At 39.2% G+C, this 20719-nt stretch carries 15 protein-coding genes and 7 tRNA genes; 4 read left to right on the forward strand and 18 right to left on the reverse strand.

What is annotated here, in order from left to right; translation table 11 throughout:
• Window positions 1-771 precede the first annotated feature (771 nt).
• Genes menB through PLX19_RS11395 form a run of 4 tightly spaced genes read right to left on the reverse strand, consistent with a single transcriptional unit; the run spans window position 772 to window position 5556 of the window.
• Window positions 772-1590, reverse strand: a complete 819-nt coding sequence (menB, locus tag PLX19_RS11380) for a 1,4-dihydroxy-2-naphthoyl-CoA synthase (protein ID WP_090919266.1) — start codon at window positions 1588-1590, stop codon at window positions 772-774.
• Entirely contained in the window at window positions 1587-2414 is an 828-nt protein-coding gene (gene menH, locus PLX19_RS11385) for a 2-succinyl-6-hydroxy-2,4-cyclohexadiene-1-carboxylate synthase (protein WP_272188707.1), read from the reverse strand. The genes menB and menH overlap by 4 nt, the downstream gene beginning before the upstream one ends.
• Window positions 2411-4165 (reverse strand): 2-succinyl-5-enolpyruvyl-6-hydroxy-3-cyclohexene-1-carboxylic-acid synthase, encoded by a 1755-nt coding sequence (gene menD / locus PLX19_RS11390; RefSeq protein WP_272188709.1) that lies wholly within the window; start codon window positions 4163-4165, stop codon window positions 2411-2413. Before menD ends, menH begins: the two co-directional genes overlap by 4 nt.
• Window positions 4162-5556, reverse strand: a complete 1395-nt coding sequence (locus tag PLX19_RS11395; RefSeq protein WP_272188710.1) for an isochorismate synthase — start codon at window positions 5554-5556, stop codon at window positions 4162-4164. The genes menD and PLX19_RS11395 overlap by 4 nt, the downstream gene beginning before the upstream one ends.
• A 247-nt stretch (window positions 5557-5803) precedes the next feature.
• Between PLX19_RS11395 and PLX19_RS11400 the strand changes: the two genes are divergently transcribed.
• Entirely contained in the window at window positions 5804-6751 is a 948-nt protein-coding gene (locus tag PLX19_RS11400) for a 1,4-dihydroxy-2-naphthoate polyprenyltransferase (protein ID WP_272188712.1), read from the forward strand.
• Window positions 6752-6917: 166 nt separating this feature from the next.
• Window positions 6918-7649: a yteA family sporulation protein gene (locus PLX19_RS11405; protein WP_272188714.1), complete on the forward strand. Its 732-nt coding sequence runs from the start codon at window positions 6918-6920 to the stop codon at window positions 7647-7649.
• Between the two features lie 113 nt (window positions 7650-7762).
• Here the strand turns inward: PLX19_RS11405 and cspD are convergent, their stop codons facing one another.
• Window positions 7763-7963: a cold-shock protein CspD gene (gene cspD / locus PLX19_RS11410; RefSeq protein WP_035432508.1), complete on the reverse strand. Its 201-nt coding sequence runs from the start codon at window positions 7961-7963 to the stop codon at window positions 7763-7765.
• Window positions 7964-8253: 290 nt separating this feature from the next.
• Here cspD and PLX19_RS11415 point away from each other — a divergent pair, with 290 nt between their 5' ends.
• The gene (locus tag PLX19_RS11415) at window positions 8254-9036 is read left to right on the forward strand and encodes a TIGR00266 family protein (protein WP_272188716.1); all 783 of its coding nucleotides are present in this window, start codon (window positions 8254-8256) and stop codon (window positions 9034-9036) included.
• 71 nt (window positions 9037-9107) lie between these two features.
• Entirely contained in the window at window positions 9108-9854 is a 747-nt protein-coding gene (locus tag PLX19_RS11420) for a lipase family protein (RefSeq protein ID WP_272188717.1), read from the forward strand.
• Window positions 9855-10101: 247 nt separating this feature from the next.
• On the opposite strand, the gene PLX19_RS11425 is transcribed toward PLX19_RS11420, so the two are convergent.
• From PLX19_RS11425 to PLX19_RS11485, 13 genes are all read right to left on the reverse strand, one after another.
• Window positions 10102-12510, reverse strand: coding sequence for a glycogen/starch/alpha-glucan phosphorylase (locus PLX19_RS11425; protein ID WP_272188733.1), 2409 nt, complete (start codon window positions 12508-12510; stop codon window positions 10102-10104).
• Window positions 12511-12574: 64 nt separating this feature from the next.
• The gene (glgA, locus tag PLX19_RS11430; RefSeq protein WP_272188718.1) at window positions 12575-14071 is read right to left on the reverse strand and encodes a glycogen synthase GlgA; all 1497 of its coding nucleotides are present in this window, start codon (window positions 14069-14071) and stop codon (window positions 12575-12577) included.
• An 84-nt stretch (window positions 14072-14155) separates the two neighbouring features.
• On the reverse strand, window positions 14156-15184 hold the full coding sequence (locus PLX19_RS11435) for a sugar phosphate nucleotidyltransferase (protein WP_272188719.1): 1029 nt from the start codon (window positions 15182-15184) through the stop codon (window positions 14156-14158).
• Between the two features lie 166 nt (window positions 15185-15350).
• On the reverse strand, window positions 15351-16481 hold the full coding sequence (locus PLX19_RS11440) for a glucose-1-phosphate adenylyltransferase (RefSeq protein ID WP_272188720.1): 1131 nt from the start codon (window positions 16479-16481) through the stop codon (window positions 15351-15353).
• Entirely contained in the window at window positions 16429-18336 is a 1908-nt protein-coding gene (glgB, locus tag PLX19_RS11445) for a 1,4-alpha-glucan branching protein GlgB (protein ID WP_272188734.1), read from the reverse strand. Before glgB ends, PLX19_RS11440 begins: the two co-directional genes overlap by 53 nt.
• Window positions 18337-18689: 353 nt before the next feature.
• Window positions 18690-19634: an L-lactate dehydrogenase gene (locus tag PLX19_RS11450; protein ID WP_272188721.1), complete on the reverse strand. Its 945-nt coding sequence runs from the start codon at window positions 19632-19634 to the stop codon at window positions 18690-18692.
• A 504-nt stretch (window positions 19635-20138) separates the two neighbouring features.
• Window positions 20139-20210 (reverse strand) — tRNA-Glu (locus PLX19_RS11455).
• A gap of 6 nt (window positions 20211-20216) precedes the next feature.
• Window positions 20217-20307 (reverse strand) — tRNA-Ser (locus PLX19_RS11460).
• 8 nt (window positions 20308-20315) lie between these two features.
• A tRNA-Asn gene (locus PLX19_RS11465) sits at window positions 20316-20390 on the reverse strand.
• Window positions 20391-20393: 3 nt separating this feature from the next.
• A tRNA-Ile gene (locus PLX19_RS11470) sits at window positions 20394-20470 on the reverse strand.
• A gap of 9 nt (window positions 20471-20479) precedes the next feature.
• Window positions 20480-20550 (reverse strand) — tRNA-Gly (locus PLX19_RS11475).
• Between the two features lie 7 nt (window positions 20551-20557).
• Window positions 20558-20633: transfer RNA gene (locus PLX19_RS11480), tRNA-Lys, on the reverse strand.
• 9 nt (window positions 20634-20642) lie between these two features.
• A tRNA-Thr gene (locus PLX19_RS11485) sits at window positions 20643-20718 on the reverse strand.
• Window position 20719: the final 1 nt, after the last annotated feature.

Consider the following 20719-nt stretch of genomic DNA (forward strand, 5'->3'; position numbering starts at 1 on the left):
ATGTAACTATTTAAACACTCTAACTTTATTAAAACACTGAAATAGTTACATAATTTTATTATCTAATTTACCCGCTCTAGTGTAACAAATTTAATTTGTATCAAAACTCTTAGATGCCTTTTTGTAACTACTCAGTCATCCCAGTGTTTTAACTGTTTAATATTTTCATTTAGCAGTTTATCTTCTGAATTTCCTGTTAATGCTAGTCAACTTACAGGAGTTTTCCAATGTACTAAAGAATGGATTGAAACGGGAGAATTAGATCTTTCTCCAACCAAAGGTTAGAGGTAGCGCTTCGGAGCAATTATCCCTATTTGTCTTGCGTTTTTTAATACGGACTGAGTAGTTACAATTTCTTGAAATTCGTTGATTATATTATAACAATAATCATAAAATATTGAGAAGAGATATTTACTTTTTTGTATATTTTTATCATATATTGTTGTTTTTTCCATTTTAACATATAAATAAAGAAATAAAGCAAAACTTCTAAATTGAGCGCTTGAAATGTAGAGCTTACCGCCCGGATAAAATAAACAATTTTGAGAACTGTAGCTACTATGCAAAAAAGAGACTTAATGAATTCTCATTAAGTCTCTTTTTATTTTCCTTACTATTCAGCTTAAGCAACAGTCGGCTCCGCTTTTATCTTATCCAGCTACAGCGGCTAGAATGTTCGGTGGCTTCGCGCCTTCCTGCGAGGTAAAGTACACCTCTGCGTCAGGAGCTCCCCCCCCCCTCTCATTCTAAACGAGCTGCTTCCGCTTTTAATCACGGAAAACGAGGGAATTGTCCAAAGTCCGGACGGCGTTTTTCTTTAAACGCATCGCGGCCTTCTTTTGCTTCGTCTGTTGTATAGTATAGTAGCGTTGCATCGCCAGCTAGTTGCTGAATACCTGCAAGGCCGTCTGTGTCTGCATTAAATGCAGCTTTTAAGAAGCGAAGTGCCATTGGGCTGTTTGCTAAAATTTCTTCTGCCCATTTCACAGTTTCTTCTTCTAGTTGTTCTAATGGTACAACTGTGTTAATTAAGCCCATATCAAGCGCTTCTTGTGCGTTGTATTGACGGCATAGGTACCAAATTTCGCGTGCTTTCTTATGACCAACCATACGAGCTAAATAACCAGCGCCGTATCCACCGTCAAAGCTTCCTACTTTTGGACCTGTTTGGCCAAATACTGCGTTCTCTGCTGCGATTGTTAAATCACATACGATGTGAAGTACATGTCCGCCGCCGATTGCATAACCTGCTACCATTGCGATAACTGGTTTTGGAATTGCGCGAATTAAGCGTTGTAAATCTAATACGTTTAGACGTGGAATTTGATCGTCGCCAACGTATCCCCCATGACCGCGAACTTTTTGGTCACCACCAGAACAGAATGCACGGCCACCTTCACCTGTTAAAATGATAACACCAACATTTTGATCATCGCGTGCATGTGCAAACGCATCGATTAACTCCATTACCGTTTTTGGACGGAATGCATTATGTACTTCAGGACGATTAATCGAAATCTTTGCGATTCCATTGTATGTGGAATAAATAATATCTTCATAATTTCCTTCTTTTACCCATTCAATCGTCATTTATTTCTACCTCCTTTTATGTTTTGTAAAAAGCCCCTTACTATTGTATCAAACTTTTGCGGTTGTTCCACATGAATTGCATGACCCGATCCAATAATTTGTACAAATTCAGCATGAGGGATCTGTTTTTTCATCTTTGTTAAGATGTGAAAGAACTTTTCATCATATTCTCCACTCATAAGTAAGACTGGCATTTGCAAGTGCTCTAGTTCATTCCACCAAGATGGCTGCGCTCCTGTTCCCATGCCCCGCAAACTATTTGCAAGGCCCCTGGGATGATTCGCTAATCTTTCTTCACGTAAACGAGCTTGTACATGGAGAGGCAGCTTTTTTTGCGTAGCAAAGAGCGGAATATTTTCCCACTTTTCAACAAAAGCAGCAACGCCTTCTCGTTCAATCTTGTCTGCAAGCTGTTCATCCTTCTGTCTGCGCTCTTTACGTTCTTCTTCTGCTGTGAGTCCTGCTGTACAGTTTTCTAATAAAAGAGACGAAATGCGCTTAGGATATAAACAAGCAAGTGTAAGAGCAAGACGCCCTCCCATAGAATACCCTAACAGATGCACTTTCTCAATTTGCAAATGATCAAGCACAGCAATGAGGTGCGCAGCTACTGTTTTTATATGATAATGCTGGACTTCCTTTGGACTTTCTGTTTTACCATGTCCGATTAGATCAACTAAAATGACCTGAAACTGCTCGCTCCACGCCGAAACAAACGAACGCCACGTTTCCATACTTCCAGTAAAACCATGAAGGACAAGAAGAGGCTCGCCGCTTCCAATCACTTCATATTCGTAAGAAACTCCGTGTACGTTCACTTTCATTCCGCTTCACCTTGCAGTGCCCTTGAAACAACTGTTGCTGCTCTTCCCATGATATCACGGTGAAGCTGCAAGTTTTCTTCGCGGTCTGTTTTTATTTCAATAACATGCAAGCCATCTTCTCTCGTACCTTTGTCCACTTCATGACGAAACGCCTCCCACGTATGTACACGTTGGAATGAACCGTTATACATCTTCACGACATGTTCATAATCAAGTCCGAGCGGCGTGCCAAATAGCGCTTCAAAATGTTCTTTTTGTTTATACTGTGGTAAAAATGAGAAAATACCGCCGCCATCATTGTTTACAACAACAATCGTCGCATGTAAATCATGTAGTTTTGCCGCTAACAATCCGTTTAAATCATGATAGAACGATAAATCTCCTACAACTAATACAAGCGGCGTGCGAGCTACACTTACGCCAAGCGCCGTCGAAACAATGCCGTCAATACCGTTTACACCGCGATTGGCTACTACTTCAATGTTCTTCTCGTTTGTAAAGAAAAATGTATCTGTATCGCGAATCGGCATACTATTACTTACAAATAAAGTTGCATATTCTGGCAAAACATCTACAAGTTCTGTAATTACTTTTCCTTCAAATGCATGCTCATACGATTTCATTTCCGTAAGTTTCTCTTTTACTGCGGCATTCATATGTTGCCACATATGAAGCCACTCTTGCTTACTTTGCTGCTTCGCATCATTTACAAGTTGCTCACAAAATGTAGTGTCATTTGCATACACAACTTCTGTAGACATAAGCACCGGATCTCGCCAATTTCCAGATTCGTCAACGACAATATGCAATGCTTCCGTTTGCTTTTTCAAATATTGCGTAAGTGCTTTAGAAACCGGCATACCGCCGAAGCGAATAATCACAGTTGGCTTCCAGCTATCACGAAGTTGTTCGTTACGTAAAAAAGTATCATAACAATCAATAATGGTCGCTTTATCATGAAGACCACTGCGAAGACCAGAAAGCGGATCTGCAAGAATCGGATAACCGTATGCTTTTGAAAAAGCCACGACAGCTTCTGCAATATCGGGATGACTATCATCTCCACATACAATAAGCCCCTTTTCCATATGCGAAAGGCGCTCTCGTAAAGATGCTGCATATTCATCCGTTATTGCTATTTTCCCTTGATGAACAGTTGCGGCATATTCCCCGCAGCCTTTTTCCCATAATTCCCTTAAAGAAAAGTCGGGAATTAACGGTTCACGAAGCGGAAAGTTTAGATGAATAGGCCCTTTTGGTGTTTGCAGCGCCCCAGCTACTGCTCGCCCGGCTGTCATCCGTGCATACCGATACATTGATTCTGCTGCTTCTGGTAGTGCCATTTCTATAAATTGTTTCACAAACGAACCGAACAAATGAAATTGATTCATCGCTTGCGGTGCACCAATATCTCGCAATTCATGTGGACGATCTGCTGTCAATACGAGAAGTGGCACCCGCGAATGAAATGCTTCGCATACAGCAGGATAATAGTTTGCTGCCGCTGTTCCTGACGTACATAACAAGGCAACAGGGCGTTTTTTTGCCTTGGCAATACCAAGCGCAAAAAAGGCTGCTGATCTTTCATCTACGTGTAAATATGTGCGAATTTGTTCATGCTGCGCCATTAATAAGGCAAGCGGTGTTGACCGCGAACCCGGGCTAATGACGACATCCTCTACATGCAGGCGCGCCAATTCATCAACAAACGCGCCTAAGTAATACGATAACGCTTCTATATGATCGCTCATCTAGATAGTCCCTCCAAAGCAGAAAGCATCGGCTTAAATTTCAATCTTGTTTCTTCATACTCTAAATGCAGCTTCGAATCGATGACAATACCGCAGCCGGAAAATAATGAAACATGTTTACCAGACAATAACCCGCAGCGAAGTGCTACCGCAAATTCACCGTTCCCCTGCTCATCAATCCAGCCAATTGGCCCTCCGTATAAACCACGATCTAATAGCTCTACTTCACGAATCAGTTTTAATGCTTCTTCTCGCGGCGTTCCTCCAAGAGCTGGTGTTGGATGAAGTTCTTCAATAATCGATAACAAATCACCATTTCCCTTTGCCTCTACTGATGTATATAAATGAAGTAAATTTTTCGTTTTCAATAAACTCGGTTCATATGGAATATCAACTGTTTCACAATGCTTCGTTAACACATTGCGAATCATGTTTACTACATAACCATGCTCTGCTAAATTTTTCTTATCATGCAAAAGTTCATATCCATTCTCTTTCGTTTCCTCTTCTGAAGCACCTCGTCCAATCGAACCGGCAAGACACATAGATGTATATATTTCTCCCTCTTTACGAAGAAGCCTCTCTGGCGTTGCTCCTAAGAAGCACGTTCCTTTATAATCAAACGCAAATACATAACAATCCGGTTGCCCCATGCGAAGTGCTGCCAAAACAGAAGTCGAATCCACATCTTTATCCATAACAAGTTGCATTTCACGAGCTAACACAACTTTTTGCACAGCTCCTCGCTTCATTTCTTCCTGCACCTGTTCAATTGTTTGCAACCATTTCTCCGGTTCTACCTCTACTTTTGAAAGAATGGCTACCTTTTCTTCTGCGAAGGAATGCTTGCCTTGCTGTAACAATTGCTCCTCGGCATTTTGCAATTCCTCATAAATCTTTTCCGCACAATCATTTCCAGATACGAAACGGTTTACTGTTAACCAAGCTTTTTCATTCTTTACCGTTAATAAAAAGGCTGGTAATTGCAGCATTGCATCTTCAAACGTCTTCCATAGATCTGTTCTTTCTTTTCGCGGATCGAAAGAAAAACCACCAAACAAAAGCGGTCCTGTTCCAAATTCATAAGCAGTGCGGTGAATGACCGCTTCTTCTCTCACCTCAGCCCACTCTTTACGAGCGTTTTGAAAGCGCTTTTCAGAAGAATTTGCTATAGTAAAAGCAGAGCCTACTCCAGCAAAGATAACATGCTGCGCTGGGTCTGCAAAGTAACATCTATCTCTATATCCAAATTGTGTTCCTGCTGCATAAAAAAGGAGTGGATCGATCCATTCCACTTGCTTTACAAAACTAACGAGTACTTGCCCTTCAGCTGCGCGCTGAATTGCAGTCAGAATCACATCTTTGACATTATATTGTTTCGTTTGAATCACAGAATCTCCCCCCTATGGGCGAAAAATAGTCATAAATACGCTTGATTTTAAGATACACCTCAAATGAAAGGTGTGTCAATGTTTAGCATTTCTGAGAAAATCCGAGCACATTCCTAGAAAATAAACGTTGACACTCTATGAGGCTTTTCCTACACTTAATTGTGTACTTTTTGTGTATGTTTCCCGCTCTAATAGGTAATAATAACTCATTTTTACTTTGTATAACAAACAGATAGGAGGATTCCATATGGAAGCAAAAGTTGAGACAAATCCCTCTCCCATGCAGCCAAGTAAACAAACAGGCTGGCGCATTTGGTGGAGCTTATTACGTCCTCATACATTAACGGCAGCCTTTGTGCCTGTTTTTATTGGAACAACTTATGCGATGCAAGTTGAAGGTATTAACAAAATAAATGTACCTCTTTTTCTTATCATGCTTCTTGCTTGCCTTCTCATACAAGCAGCAACAAACATGTTTAATGAATACTTTGATTACAAAAGAGGACTCGACCATGAAGGATCTGTTGGGATTGGCGGCGCAATCGTTCGCGATGGCATTCAGCCGAAAACAGTATTGAACTTAGCGTTCGGATTCTTTGGCATTGCAATTTTATTAGGAGTTTACATTTGCATGAACTCCAGTTGGTGGCTCGCAGCGATTGGTCTTATCTGTATGGCTGTTGCCTATTTATATACTGGCGGCCCACTTCCAATTGCCTATACACCTTTTGGCGAATTAACAGCAGGGTTATTTATGGGTGTTATTATTATTGGAATTTCATTCTTTATTCAAACCGGAATCGTAACATCAGAAATTGTATTACTGTCCATTCCAAATGCAATTTTAATCGGTGCCATTCTACTTGCGAATAATATTCGCGATTTAGATGGCGACAAAGAAAACGGTCGAAAAACATTAGCTATTTTAGTTGGACGGAACAATGCAATCGGCGTATTAGCATCTATGTTTATCATTTCTTATATATGGACGATTGCCCTTATTCTTGTTGGGATTGCCTCACCGTGGATGCTTGTAGTCTTTTTAAGCGTTCCAAAGGCACTTAAAGCAGCAAAAGGTTTTATTGGAAAGAGCATTCCAATGGAGATGGCACCCGCAATGATTGCCACAGCAAAAACGAATACAATTTTTGGATTTTTAATGGGAATTGGATTATTACTTGGATATTTCCTATGAGAAAAGCGCAAGTGTGGAGGCACTTGCGTTTTTTTCATTGTACACTCATGCCATTTGTTGTCGAAGGGGCTTTATATTGTACAAAAGCGCCGTTATATTAACGTAATAATTCCTGCAATTGAGCTCATACTACTTAAAGAAACCGAATTGTAGGAAGGTGGATTTTATGCTAACTCCACAACAAATGGATCATTTTCAATCTGTACTACAAAAGCAAAAGGAAGAGCTGGAACAAACGCTGCAAAACCATGAACACCTGGGACAAGCTTCTGAACGCGATGCAGTTGGAGAACTCTCCGCATATGATAATCATCCAGGGGATATGGGAACAGAATTGTATGAACGAGAAAAAGACTTAGGATTAGTAGAATTTTGGCATAAACAACTTACAGATGTAAAACATGCCTTAGAAAAAATAGAAGCTGGAACATATGGGATCTGTGAAGTATCAGGCGAACCGATTCCGCTTGAACGTTTAGAAGCAATGCCAACTGCAACGACTTGTATCGAACACACACATAATAAATTAATCTTAGGCGCACGTCCAATTGAGGAAGAGCTTATTGAACCACCTTTTGGTAAATATGATATGGATAGTGCTGTTGGATATGATGCTGAAGATGCTTGGCAAGACGTTGCTTTATATGGAACGTCAGAAACACCTGCTGATTTAGAGCGCCGTGACTCTAAAAATTTCAATGAAATGTATGTAGATGCCGAAGAGCCCCGCGGATATGTTGAGGATTTTGAAAACTTTATCGGAACAGATATATACGGAAAAAACGTACAAGTATACGCTACAGAAGAACATGAAGAATATGAACAAATGCTAGATGACCACGAAGCAAGAACCTTTAGAAGCGAGCTTTCCCCAGACGAGTCCAGTTCAAAACCATAAAGTAAAACTTGCATCGGATTGCCCTTCCCGCTTCTTTCCTACCTTTTACTGCCCGTTAGAGCGGGATAAAAAAAGAAACATTCCCGAATAAGGAATGTTTCTTTTTGCTGTCATTACTTTTTAGTAACGTTAGCAGCTTGAGGTCCACGGTTACCTTCAACGATTTCGAAAGAAACTTCTTGACCTTCTTCTAAAGTTTTGAAGCCTTCGCCTTGAATTGCAGAGAAATGTACGAATACATCTTCGCCACCTTCAACTTCGATGAAACCGAAACCTTTTTCGCCGTTAAACCATTTTACTTTTCCTGTTTGCATTGCATGTACCTCCTAAAATAAAAAAGAAATCTATCTATTGGAAACTACATACAAAGGTCGAGATAAACATCATGATTTTCTCACAAGCTAACGCTTTGAAACGAACACGCTTTATTTCCGTACCACATTATGCAGCTCAATAGTTCTTTTACTATATCATGCCCGAAATAAAACGTCAAACAAAACAGGGATATCTCGCTTAAAATTTTACAAAACTTGTATTTTATATTTGGAAATATTTCGGTACAATATAGATGTATTAATACATATTTATTATTTGAGGTGAAACGATGAAAGCACATGAAATCGAATACAAATTATATGGCGATGATATGCAATTTGTTGAAATTGAATTAGATCCAGAGGAGAGCGTAGTCGCTGAAGCCGGCGCTATGATGATGATGGAAGACAATATTGAAATGGAAACCGTATTTGGTGACGGTTCTGCCCAAACAGGTGGATTTTTCGGTAAGCTTGTTGGGGCTGGAAAGCGCCTTGTGACAGGTGAAAGTATGTTTATGACTGTATTTACAAATACAGGATATGAAAAACGTCACGTCTCATTTGCAGCTCCGTACCCTGGAAAAATTGTTCCTGTGGACTTAACGAGATATCAAGGAAAAATAATCTGTCAAAAAGATTCTTTCCTATGCGCTGCAAAAGGTGTTTCTATCGGCATTGAATTTACAAAAAAACTTGGTAGCGGCTTCTTCGGCGGTGAAGGATTTATTATGCAAAAGCTTGAAGGTGACGGCCTTGCGTTCATGCATGCTGGCGGAACCGTTTATCAACGTGATTTAAAGCCAGGAGAAAAATTACGAATTGATACAGGGTGCCTTGTTGCTATGACAAAAGATGTTGACTATGATATTCAATTTGTTGGGAATGTGAAAAGCGCTATCTTTGGCGGCGAAGGTCTATTCTTCGCAACATTACAAGGCCCTGGAACAGTTTGGGTTCAATCCTTAACATTAAGCCGCTTAGCACAGCGCATCGTGGGGCCAGGAGCAAAAACTTCTGGTGAAGGTAGCATTCTTGGCGGGATTGGCCGCATGATTGATGGAAGCGAATGATCTTGTAAAAGAATGAAACATATATCCTCCTCATATATTGAATTATACTTCATCATGAGGAGGATTTTTCTATGCCAACTTCCGTATCCTTTCATAAGGATACCGCTGTATTGTTAGCTACATGCTGTGAATTAACATATGAGCAATATAACCAAAATGGCATTTTTACTATTCCGAAAGGCTTCCGGTATGTACATGGCTTTCAAGCAACCGCTATTCAAACAACAGCATGGTTCGGATTCATTTTAGAGTCAGATGACCAAATTATTGTAGCCTTTCGCGGAACACAGTCAGACCGTGATTGGATTGCTGATTCTATCGTTCAACAAAAACCGTATCCCTTTACTGCAAATAGCGGAAATGTTCATAGTGGTTTTCTTTCTATTTATGAATCATGCCGAGATACAATTATGGATACCCTTGTTTCCTTACCTTCCTCGAAAGCTCTTTTCGTTACGGGACATAGTTTAGGCGGAGCCCTTGCTACATTGCATATACTAGATGCACGTGTAAACACTTCATTCCCTCATTACACGCTCTACAATTTCGGCTCTCCCAAAGTCGGTGATATCGCCTTTCGAAATTATTATAAAATGCAAGTTGCCAATAGCTTTCGTTTCGTAAATTTATTTGATGTCGTTCCACTGCTTCCTCCCCGTAAAGTGCAATTTGAACAAAATGAATGGGAATATTCCCATACCCATCGCAGTATGACATTTACCAAAAATATGCATTCTTTTATAAAAAATCATCACATTACAACATATAAAATGGCAATTTCGACCCATTTTCAAAGGGATGCGTTGGAAGAATTGTAGCAATCTTTTATACTTATTTACGATGGACACGGTATATTATATACAGCGTTCTATTCTATTTCTGTGGTAAAGTAAAACGACTTGGAATTTTCCAAGTCGTTTTTTTGCCGAACAACATCGAAGAGTCTTTATCCCGCTATCCGCGGGCAGTAAAGCTGGAGAAAAGCAGAGAAGATAACTGCCCGTAAAAGCCCGATTGGGCGGGCTACCCCTCAGTGAGAAAAGCGTCACTGAGGGAAGTTTCACTTTATCTGGCTCTCATCTCTTCTGTGATTCTCCAAATATCATGACTGTACTGCAAAATTGTTCGATCACTTGCAAAATGGCCAGATTTCGCAATGTTCATCGTACTTATTTCCAACCATTTTTTTCGGTTTTCATATGTTTCTCCAATTTTTTCTTGTATATCTGCATATGGTGCAAAATCTCTGAGAACAAAATATTCGTCATTTTGAATAAGAAAAGAATCAAAAATAGCTTCGAACTCATCGCCTGCATCTTCAAAAAAGCCATTTGTTAGCTGATTGACAACTTTTTGAATGCGCATATCATGATGATAATAATCGCTAGCACGATATCCACCATTTTGGTAGTAATGCAGTACTTCCTCGGCTGTTAAACCGAAAATAAAAATAGCATCATTTCCAACAGCCTCTTTAATTTCAACATTCGCACCGTCTAATGTGCCTAGTGTCACCGCGCCGTTCATCATAAATTTCATATTTCCGGTTCCCGATGCTTCTTTACTTGCAGTTGAAATTTGTTCACTCACATCTGCGGCCGGAAAAATATCTTCAGCAAGTGAAACACGATAGTTTTCTAGAAAGATAACTTTCATATATTGATTGACATACGGATCATCATTTACTTTTCGCGCCAATTCATTTATAAGTTTAATAATCTTTTTCGCATAATAATACCCTGGCGATGCCTTTGCCCCAAAAATAAATGTACGCGGATAAAAAGAAAAACTAGCGTCTTCTTTTAACCGATTGTACAAATATAAAATATGCAGTACATTTAACAACTGCCGCTTATAAGCGTGCAGACGTTTTACTTGTACGTCAAAAATGGAATATGGATCGACAACAATACCAGTTTGTTTTTCAATGCGTTTCATTAACAATTCTTTTCGCACTTGTTTTACATTATGAAGTGACTCCTGGAACGCTGCATCGTACTTATAGTATCCTAAAGACTGCAGCTGATCCGGTTCTTTCATCCAATCCGTTCCAATCGTGTCACAAATTAATTTCGATAGCTGCGGATTTGCCTTTAATAACCAGCGCCGATGAGTAATTCCATTTGTCTTATTGTTAAACTTCTCTGGATAAAACTCATAAAACAATCGCATTTCTCGCTGCTTTAATATTTCCGTATGAATTTTCGCAACGCCATTTACACTATGACTCCCCACAATCGCCAAATGCGCCATTTTCACAAGCCCATGAGCGATAATCGCCATGTTTTCGATGCGATTCCAATCATACGAATAGCAGTCCCATAACTCATGACAAAAGCGCTCATTAATTTCTTGGACAATCATATAAATGCGTGGTAATAACGGTTCGAAAATATGAATCGGCCATTTTTCTAACGCTTCTGATAAGGTTGTATGGTTTGTATAAGAAATCGTATGTGTTGTAACGTACCACGCATCTTCCCAGCTCATCTTTTCCTCATCAAGCAAAATGCGCATTAATTCTGGAATTGCTAAAACTGGATGCGTATCGTTAATATGAATAGCAATTTTCTCATGCAGATTACGAAGCGTGCCATTTTGTTCCCGGTGCAACCGCACAATATTTTGTAAGCTAGCTGATACAAGAAAATACTGCTGTTTCAAACGAAGTATTTTCCCTTCATCATGCGTATCATCTGGATATAAGAACTCCGAGACTGCTTCTGTTTCCCGTTTATATTTCAATACATCCTTGCAGTTCGGCGGAAAGGGAACAGGCTCTGCACTCCAAAGGCGCAGTGTATTGACAGTACTTGTCTCATACCCGACAACAGGTACATCATACGGTACAGCCATAATCGTTTCCGCATTAATATGCCGAAACTCAAGACGCCCACCAGACTGAAATGTATCAACTTGTCCCCAAAAATTAACTTCCACCGCCTGGTCATGTCTTCGCACTTCCCAAACATTCCCGTGCCGCAGCCACTGCTCCGGCAGCTCAATTTGATAACCATCCACAATTTTTTGATCAAACAAACCGTGCTTATAACGAATCCCGCACCCGTGTCCTGGTAAATTTAACGAAGCAAGCGAATCAAGAAAACAAGCAGCTAAACGACCGAGGCCGCCATTTCCGAGGCCAGCATCCGCTTCCATTTCCTCGAGATCTTGCAAATAAATCCCAAGTTCTTCTAATCCTCGTTCACATACATCGCGGATTCCCAAATTTAATATATTACTTCCTAACAACCGCCCTAATAAAAACTCAATAGATAAATAATACATTTGCTTCTGAATATCTGTCCGGTACCGTTCATTCGTCCCAATCCAGCGCTGACTAATATATTCACGTACCATATGACCGAGCGTATTATATTGATCTTGCACAGTCGAATCTTTAAAACTTTTTCCATACATTGTTTCTAGCTTTTCTAAAAACGCAGCTTTAAAATTCTCTGTATTTGAGAACAACTTTCTCACCTCTTCCAAAGTGAAACTTCCAGCAATGGTTTTTCCACTGCTGGTTAGCTCTATCCTACTTGTTTACAGAAAAAAACGGTTGCTTCTGATTATCTTCCTCATTCGTTTCTGGTTCTTCATTTGAACCTGACAAACTTTCATATAGCTCTTTATATCTTTGGGCAGACTGCTTCCAGCTATAATCCTCCGTCATCGCGCGTTTCATAAGAGACTGCCATACCTTTTTGTCGTGATAATAATGCAGGGCACGCCGCACTGTATGCAGCATATCGTGCGCATTAAAGTTCGTAAAACTAAAACCATTCCCTTCATTTGTAGCTTCATTATACGATTGAACCGTATCGTTTAAACCGCCTGTTTCCCGTACAATTGGAATTGCTCCGTACATAAGAGCAATGAGCTGTCCAAGACCACATGGTTCAAATAAAGATGGCATTAAAAATAAATCAGCCCCAGCATATACTTGATGTGCCAGTTCCTCATGAAACCCAATATATACTTTCACTTTATCTGGGTATTCATATGCCATTTGTTCAAAAAACTGTTCATATTCTTTATCGCCCGATCCAAGTACAATAAATTGCACATCTTCTCGCATGATTTCATGAAAAACATGACCCACTAAATCTAATCCTTTTTGCTTCGTTAAACGTGTAACCATTGCAATAATTGGTGCATTTTCTTTTTCTGGTAATCCAAAATAACGCTGCAGAGCACGTTTATTCTCTCTTTTTTTATAGAGTGAATTTGCATCATACATTGCTGCTATCGTTTCATCATTCTCTGGGTTGTACAAAACATCATCAATTCCATTTACAATCCCAACAAGTTTATCGTTATATCTACGCAATAAACCATCTAATTTCTCTCCGAAAAACAAATATTGAATTTCTTCTTTATATGTCGGACTTACTGCTGTAATAATATCAGAGGCAATAATTCCGCCTTTCATAAAGTTAATGTTTCCGTAAAACTCAAGTTGTTCACTATGAAAATACTCATCACCAAGCTCTAATAAGTCATGCATAACAATGCGCGGGAACACACCTTGAAACTGCAAATTATGAATCGTAAAAACCGTCTTTATCTTTTCGTATAATGGTTGTTCACGATATTTTTCCCGCAGTAAAAAGTTTGTCATCGCTGTATGCCAATCGTGGCAATGCAGAACATCCACTTCAAAGTCTAAATGCGGAATACACTCTAATACGGCCTTTGAGAAAAATGAAAAACGTTCGCCATCATCATAATGACCATATATGGAATCACGTTTAAAATAATACTCATTGTCGATAAAGTAATACGTAATTCCTTCCTGTTCCAATTTCAAAATACCACAATATTGATTACGCCAGCCAAGCTGAACCGTAATCACTTTATGAAGCACACATTTGTTTCTTATATGCTCCGGAATTAAACTATAATATGGAAGCATAACGCGCACGTTCATCCCAAGTTTTTGTAACGCCTTTGGGAGTGCTCCAGCTACATCCGCTAATCCACCCGATTTAATAAATGGTACGCACTCTGATACTGCAAATAAGATATTCACTGTAATTGTCTCTCCGCAATAGCTAGGCATAGGTAAAACATTTACCTATGCCTAGCATGCAGATTCCTCCTCTCAATTCTGATCTTACTGTATTGTTACATTACTGCTTTGAATCTTTCCTTTCTCTACAACAAATGGATCACTTGAACCTGTTAATATTGTTCCATCTTCAATCTTTACATCCTTATCAAGGATTACACCATCTAGTATACAATTCTCTCCAATTTGGCTCTTTTGCATAATAATACTATTACGAACGATAGAACCTTTTCCAATCTTTACGGAACGAAAGACAACGCTATTTTCCACTTCCCCTTCAATAATGCTGCCGTTAGCAATCATCGCATTATGTACCCTTGCCTCTTTTCCGTACCTTGTTGGCGGCTCATCCTTTACTTTCGTAAAAATTGGTGCTTCTTTCTGAAAGATTTGCTTCCAAATGTGCGGCTGCAATATTTCTAAACTATGCTTATAGTAACTTTCAATTGAATCTATAACCGCCACATAACCAGTATGTTCATAACTTTCCATGCGTAACGAAGTGTCTCGTTTTTCTTTAACAATATCAAGTAAGCTATAATAGCCCATATCTTGATACGTCTCAAACAAATGTAATAATAACTCCTTCTTTAGTACATACGTCTGAAGCGACTTCCCACGATGACATACTTCCGTTATATGTGCGTTTGTATGTAAATGACGCTCTAATACAGCTTGGAAATCAAGCGCTGTTACAACATGACTATTTGTAATAACAACATATTCTTGCTTACTACGCAAAAAGTAGTCAATATGTCTGCTAAAATGAGCAAATGAGCCAAACTCATCTTGATCACATTGGCGATTTGGAGGAAATAAAAATAAGCCGTCGCGTTTCCGATCTAAATCCCACTGTTTCCCTGAACCGAGATGATCCATGAGCGAACGATTTTTATGACTTGTGAAAATAGCTACACTATGAATATGAGAATTTACCATATTAGAAAGCATAAAATCTATTAAACGGTAACGTCCGCCAAACGGCAATACCGCCAACGATCGATGATTTGTTACTTGCTGTAGTGATGGGAAATTCTCTGTCGCATTAATAATTCCTAACATTGATTCTCTCACTCATCTCATCCCCTTTTCGTCACGCTCTAACAGAAAGTAAAATAATCGTCCATACAAAATTACATTGTTTCCAATAACCACTTCTATGCATGGCTAGATGCTCTTGCCCACCTAAAAAGAAAGGGGGGTATTCAGTCTTTTTTACTTGTATAACAAACGTCTCACTTTATATTTCCTCTGCAATTAACACAACGTCTTCTATATTTTTTTCTGGACGAATAATTGTTCCATCTTCAATTACCATCCCTGGCGCAACAATAGCACGCTCAATCACGACATTCTTTCCAACCTTAGCATCTGGCATAATAACTGAATCGACAATTCTGCTTCCTTCCTCTATAATTACCCCTTGAAACAATACAGAATGCTGCACATTCCCTTCAACAACACAACCTTCATTAATTAACGATTCTTCCACTTCTGCTGATGGTGCAATATATTGCGGCGGCTGATTCGGATTTACAGAACAAATTCTCCAATCAAGATCATATAAATTAAGCGATGAATCTTCCTGAAGTAGATCCATATTTGCCTCCCATAAGCTCTTCACTGTTCCAACATCTTTCCAATACCCACTAAATGGGTACGCAACAAGCTTTTTACCTTCATCTAGTAAAAGTGGAATCACATCTTTCCCAAAGTCATTACTAGATTCTGGATTTCTTGCATCCATTTCTAAATACTCTTTTAAGATAGCCCAATTAAAAATATAAATTCCCATTGAAGCTAGGTTGCTTTTTGGAAATTGCGGCTTTTCTTCAAATTCAATAATCTCCATCTCTTCATTCGTATTCATAATGCCAAAGCGGCTCGCTTCATCCCAAGGTACTTCAATAACAGAAATAGAGACATCAGCTTCTCGTTCCACGTGATAATCGAGCATTTTGGCATAGTCCATCTTATAAATATGATCTCCGGACAAAATGAGAACATGTTCTGGTTCATACTGCTTTAAATAGTTTAAATTTTGATAAATGGCACTTGCCGTTCCTGTATACCATTTCACACCTGAAGACTCCGCATAAGGAGGAAGTACAGTAACTCCTCCATTTACACGGTCTAAATCCCATGCATCTCCAATGCCGATATAACTATGCAACTCTAACGGCTGGTATTGTGTTAAAATCCCGACTGTTTCGATACCAGAATTTGCACAGTTACTTAAAGTAAAATCAATAATGCGATATTTCCCCCCAAATGGAACAGCTGGCTTAGCTAGATTTTTTGTTAATGCACTTAGACGACTACCTTTTCCCCCTGCTAATAACATTGCTACGCACTTCTGCTTTTGAACCATCTTGTTTACTACTCCCCTTTCGTGTTTTCACTGGCCGTAAAATTGAAATTCCAAATGGTGGTATTGTCATTTCGACATGTGCAAGCTGATTATGATAAGGTTCCATAATCGACTTTAATCGCTTCTTATTCATTTTTCCCGAACCGCCGTATGTAGAACTATCGCTATTTAAAATTTCGTTATAATAGCGGAATGCCGGTACGCCAACTTTATAGTTTTCGTACACCGCGCTTGTAAAGTTGCAAACGACAACGAGAACATCCTCTTCTCTTTCACCTTGGCGAATAAACGAAAAAACACTTTGCTCACGGTTATCCGCATCAATCCACTGAAAGCCTTTCGGTGTATGGTCAAGCTGCCAAAGCGGCTTGGAGCGCTTATACAATGCTATGAGCTCCTTGAAATAATCATGCATACAATTATGCATTTCAAAATCATGTAAACTCCAATCTAAATTTTCAAGGTCTTTCCATTCATCAAATTGTCCAAACTCACCGCCCATAAAGAGCAGTTTCTTCCCTGGATGTGTAAATAAATAGCCGTACAATAAACGAAGCTGCGCAAACTTGGACCAATAATCACCCGGCATTTTATTTAACAGCGACTTCTTCCCATGTACAACCTCATCATGCGATAAAGGTAAAATAAAATTCTCAGAATACGCGTACAGCAGCGAAAATGTTACTTTGTCATGAATATATTTCCGATACTCCGGCGCACATTCCATATATTTTAAAATGTCATTCATCCAGCCCATATTCCACTTATAATTAAAGCCAAGTCCACCTTCATAAGTGGGGGCTGTTACGAGCGGCCATGCCGTTGAATCTTCCGCAGTCATTAAGAAAGTTGGATCCTCTGCAAATACAGCTTCATTTAACTTTTGCAAGAACGCTACTGCATGTTCGTTGCTTTCCTGTTCTCCATTTCGCTCCCAATACAACATGTTCGCAACCGCATCCACACGAAAACCGTCAATATGATAAAACTTCATCCAAAACAGCGCATTTGAAATAAGAAAATTTTGCACTTCTTGTTTTCCTAAATCAAAATTCACCGTTCCCCATACACGATTTTCTTGCACATCAAGATCTTTATATTCATACGTCGGCTCTCCATCAAACAAATAAAGCCCATGAGCGTCTTTACAAAAATGGCCTGGTACCCAATCTAAAATGACACCGATCCCATATTTGTGACATTCATCGACAAAATACATAAAATCTTGTGGTGTTCCGTATCTACTTGTCGGTGCATAATACCCCGTTCCTTGATATCCCCAAGAACGATCATATGGGTGTTCAACGAGCGGCATAATTTCAACATGAGTAAATTGATGCTCCGCTACATAAGGAATAAGCTCATCTGCCATTTCTCTATACGAATAAAAAGACCCATCTTCTTTCTTTTTCCAAGAACCAAAGTGAAGCTCATAAATGGCTAATGGTTCATTATAGATTGGCTTTCGTTTCTTTTTTTGAAACCATTTCTGATCTTCCCATTTATATCCTTTTATATCATAAACAACGGATGCCGTATTTGGCCGAACTTCAGCACACATTGCATACGGATCAGCTTTTAAAATCGTATGCCCTTCTCGTGTTTGAATTGCATACTTGTATAATTCGTGCTGAGGAATATTCGGTATAAATAAAGACCAAATCCCTTTCTCTGTCACTCGTATCATTTCATGGATCTCGCTATTCCACTCATTAAAATCTCCTACAATACTCACAGCTTGTGCATGAGGTGCCCATACGGAAAAACGTGTGCCTTCCATTCCATTTTCCATCGTCAAATGAGCACCAAGAATATCGTAGCTATCATAAAACTTTTCTTCATGGAACAATAACATGTCTTTCACATTACACTTTGTCTCAATCACTATGTTCACCTCACAAGATGACAGAATTTTAAATACGTTATTACTATTCTTCGGTAAATTGAAATATCCTTGCGAATTTCTAAAAAATATTCGCTTTTTTATAGAAATCCATGATAATTTCATGAAATTTAACCGAATAATATCGAATTTTGACGAATATTCATTGTAAGCGTTTTATTTTAAAATAATTTTTTCAGTGGATAAGATAAGGAATTTATCACTATATTGTTATTACTTTCCATTAAAGTAATACATAAAAAAACCCCTTCCGGCAAAGGGGTGAAATACAGGGGAGGCCGGAAAGGGATTTTATACAATTTGGATTATAGCACTGGTGCCATAGTTTCTTTTAGCACTTTTACAGAATGATCAAATTTCAATTCTTCTTCTGCATTTAATTCAAGCTCTACAACTTCTCGAACACCTTGACGGTTGATAACTGCTGGAACACCTACGTAAACATCTCTTTGTCCGTATTGTCCTTCAAGATATGCAGATACTGTCAATACGCTGTTCTCGTTGTTTAAGATCGCTTTAGTTACACGTAATAGTGACATACCGATACCGTAGTAAGTTGAACCTTTACGTTGAATAATATGGTAAGCAGCATCGCGTACATTTGCAAAGATTTCATCTAAGTCACTTTGTTTGTACTGCTCATTGTTCGCTAAGATTGTTTCTATCTTTTGTACACCGATAGAAGCATGGCTCCATACAGGAAGCTCTGTGTCACCATGTTCACCAATAATATACGCATGCACGTTACGTGGGTCTATATCTAAGTACTCACCTAACATATAACGGAAGCGAGCAGAGTCTAAAGTTGTACCAGAACCGATTACGCGCTCTTTTGGTAATCCAGATTCTTTCCAAGTTACATAAGTTAAAATGTCCACTGGGTTAGTTGCGATTAAGAAGATCCCATCAAATCCGCTATCCATAATACCGCGAACGATTTGTTTAAAGATTTTTGTATTCTTCTCAACTAAATCTAAGCGAGTTTCACCTGGCTTTTGTGGTAATCCAGCAGTGATAACAACAAGATCTGCATCTTTACAATCTGCATAGCTACCTTTCCAAACTTTTGTTGGAGCTAGAGCGAATGGAACAGCGTGGCTTAAGTCCATTGCTTCGCCTTCTGCTTTTGCTTCGTTTACATCAACAAGAACAAACTCTTCAACTACACCTTGGTTAATCATAGAATATGCATAGCTGCAACCTACAGCTCCTGTTCCTACTAATACTACGCGGTTGATACCTTTTTTCATGGTAAAATCCCCTCTCTATTTTCTAATATCATTATTAGCATTGTCATTTAAGTAAAAAATTAAAATACTGATTTTATATTGTTTAACTTCCTTACATACATATTGTAGCACGTTTCTTTGTGAATATATTCACGTTTTTTGACCTATTTGTGAACTTTTTCACAGATAGGAGAAAGTTATAATACCAAGCATGGAATCAACTTCAATGGTAGCGTTTTCTTTAGATTGTGAAAAGTAAAATATATAATATTAAACTTATTTTTAATAAAATATAAAACCATCGAATACAAAGAAAAGTTAGAATATCCTTTTCTCTTTATAATTTGCAGTAGTCCTCAGCAGCCTTTATGGCTCCATTTCATTTCTGCAAATCAAAAGTTGCTTCTTTAATAACTATGCCAAAGATTCTCACTTTTGTTCGCCATATTATTAGTCTTTCTTAAATACGAAAAAAAATCTCTAAAATGCAAAAAAAGATAGCAGAATCTGCTATCTTTTTTAATATGACCCGTACGGGATTCGAACCCGTGTTACCGCCGTGAAAGGGCGGTGTCTTAACCACTTGACCAACGGGCCAATTTCTGGCAGAGAAGAAGGGATTCGAACCCTCGCACCGCTTACGCGATCTACTCCCTTAGCAGGGGAGCCCCTTGAGCCACTTGGGTACTTCTCTATATTATATGGCTCCGCAGGTAGGACTCGAACCTACGACCGATCGGTTAACAGCCGATAGCTCTACCACTGAGCTACTGCGGAATATGGTGGGCCTAAATGGACTCGAACCATCGACCTCACGCTTATCAGGCGTGCGCTCTAACCAGCTGAGCTATAGGCCCTAGAAAAAAAGCGGGTGAAGAGAATCGAACTCTCGACCAGAGCTTGGAAGGCTCTTGTTTTACCACTAAACTACACCCGCATAAAAATGGTGAGCCATGAAGGACTCGAACCTTCGACCCTCTGATTAAAAGTCAGATGCTCTACCAACTGAGCTAATGGCTCATCTTGAAATGGTGCCGGCTAGAGGACTTGAACCCCCAACCTACTGATTACAAGTCAGTTGCTCTACCAATTGAGCTAAGCCGGCT

It is taken from the genome of Bacillus sp. BP-3 (assembly GCF_028401955.1).
Taxonomy (GTDB): Bacteria; Bacillota; Bacilli; order Bacillales; family Bacillaceae_G; genus Bacillus_A.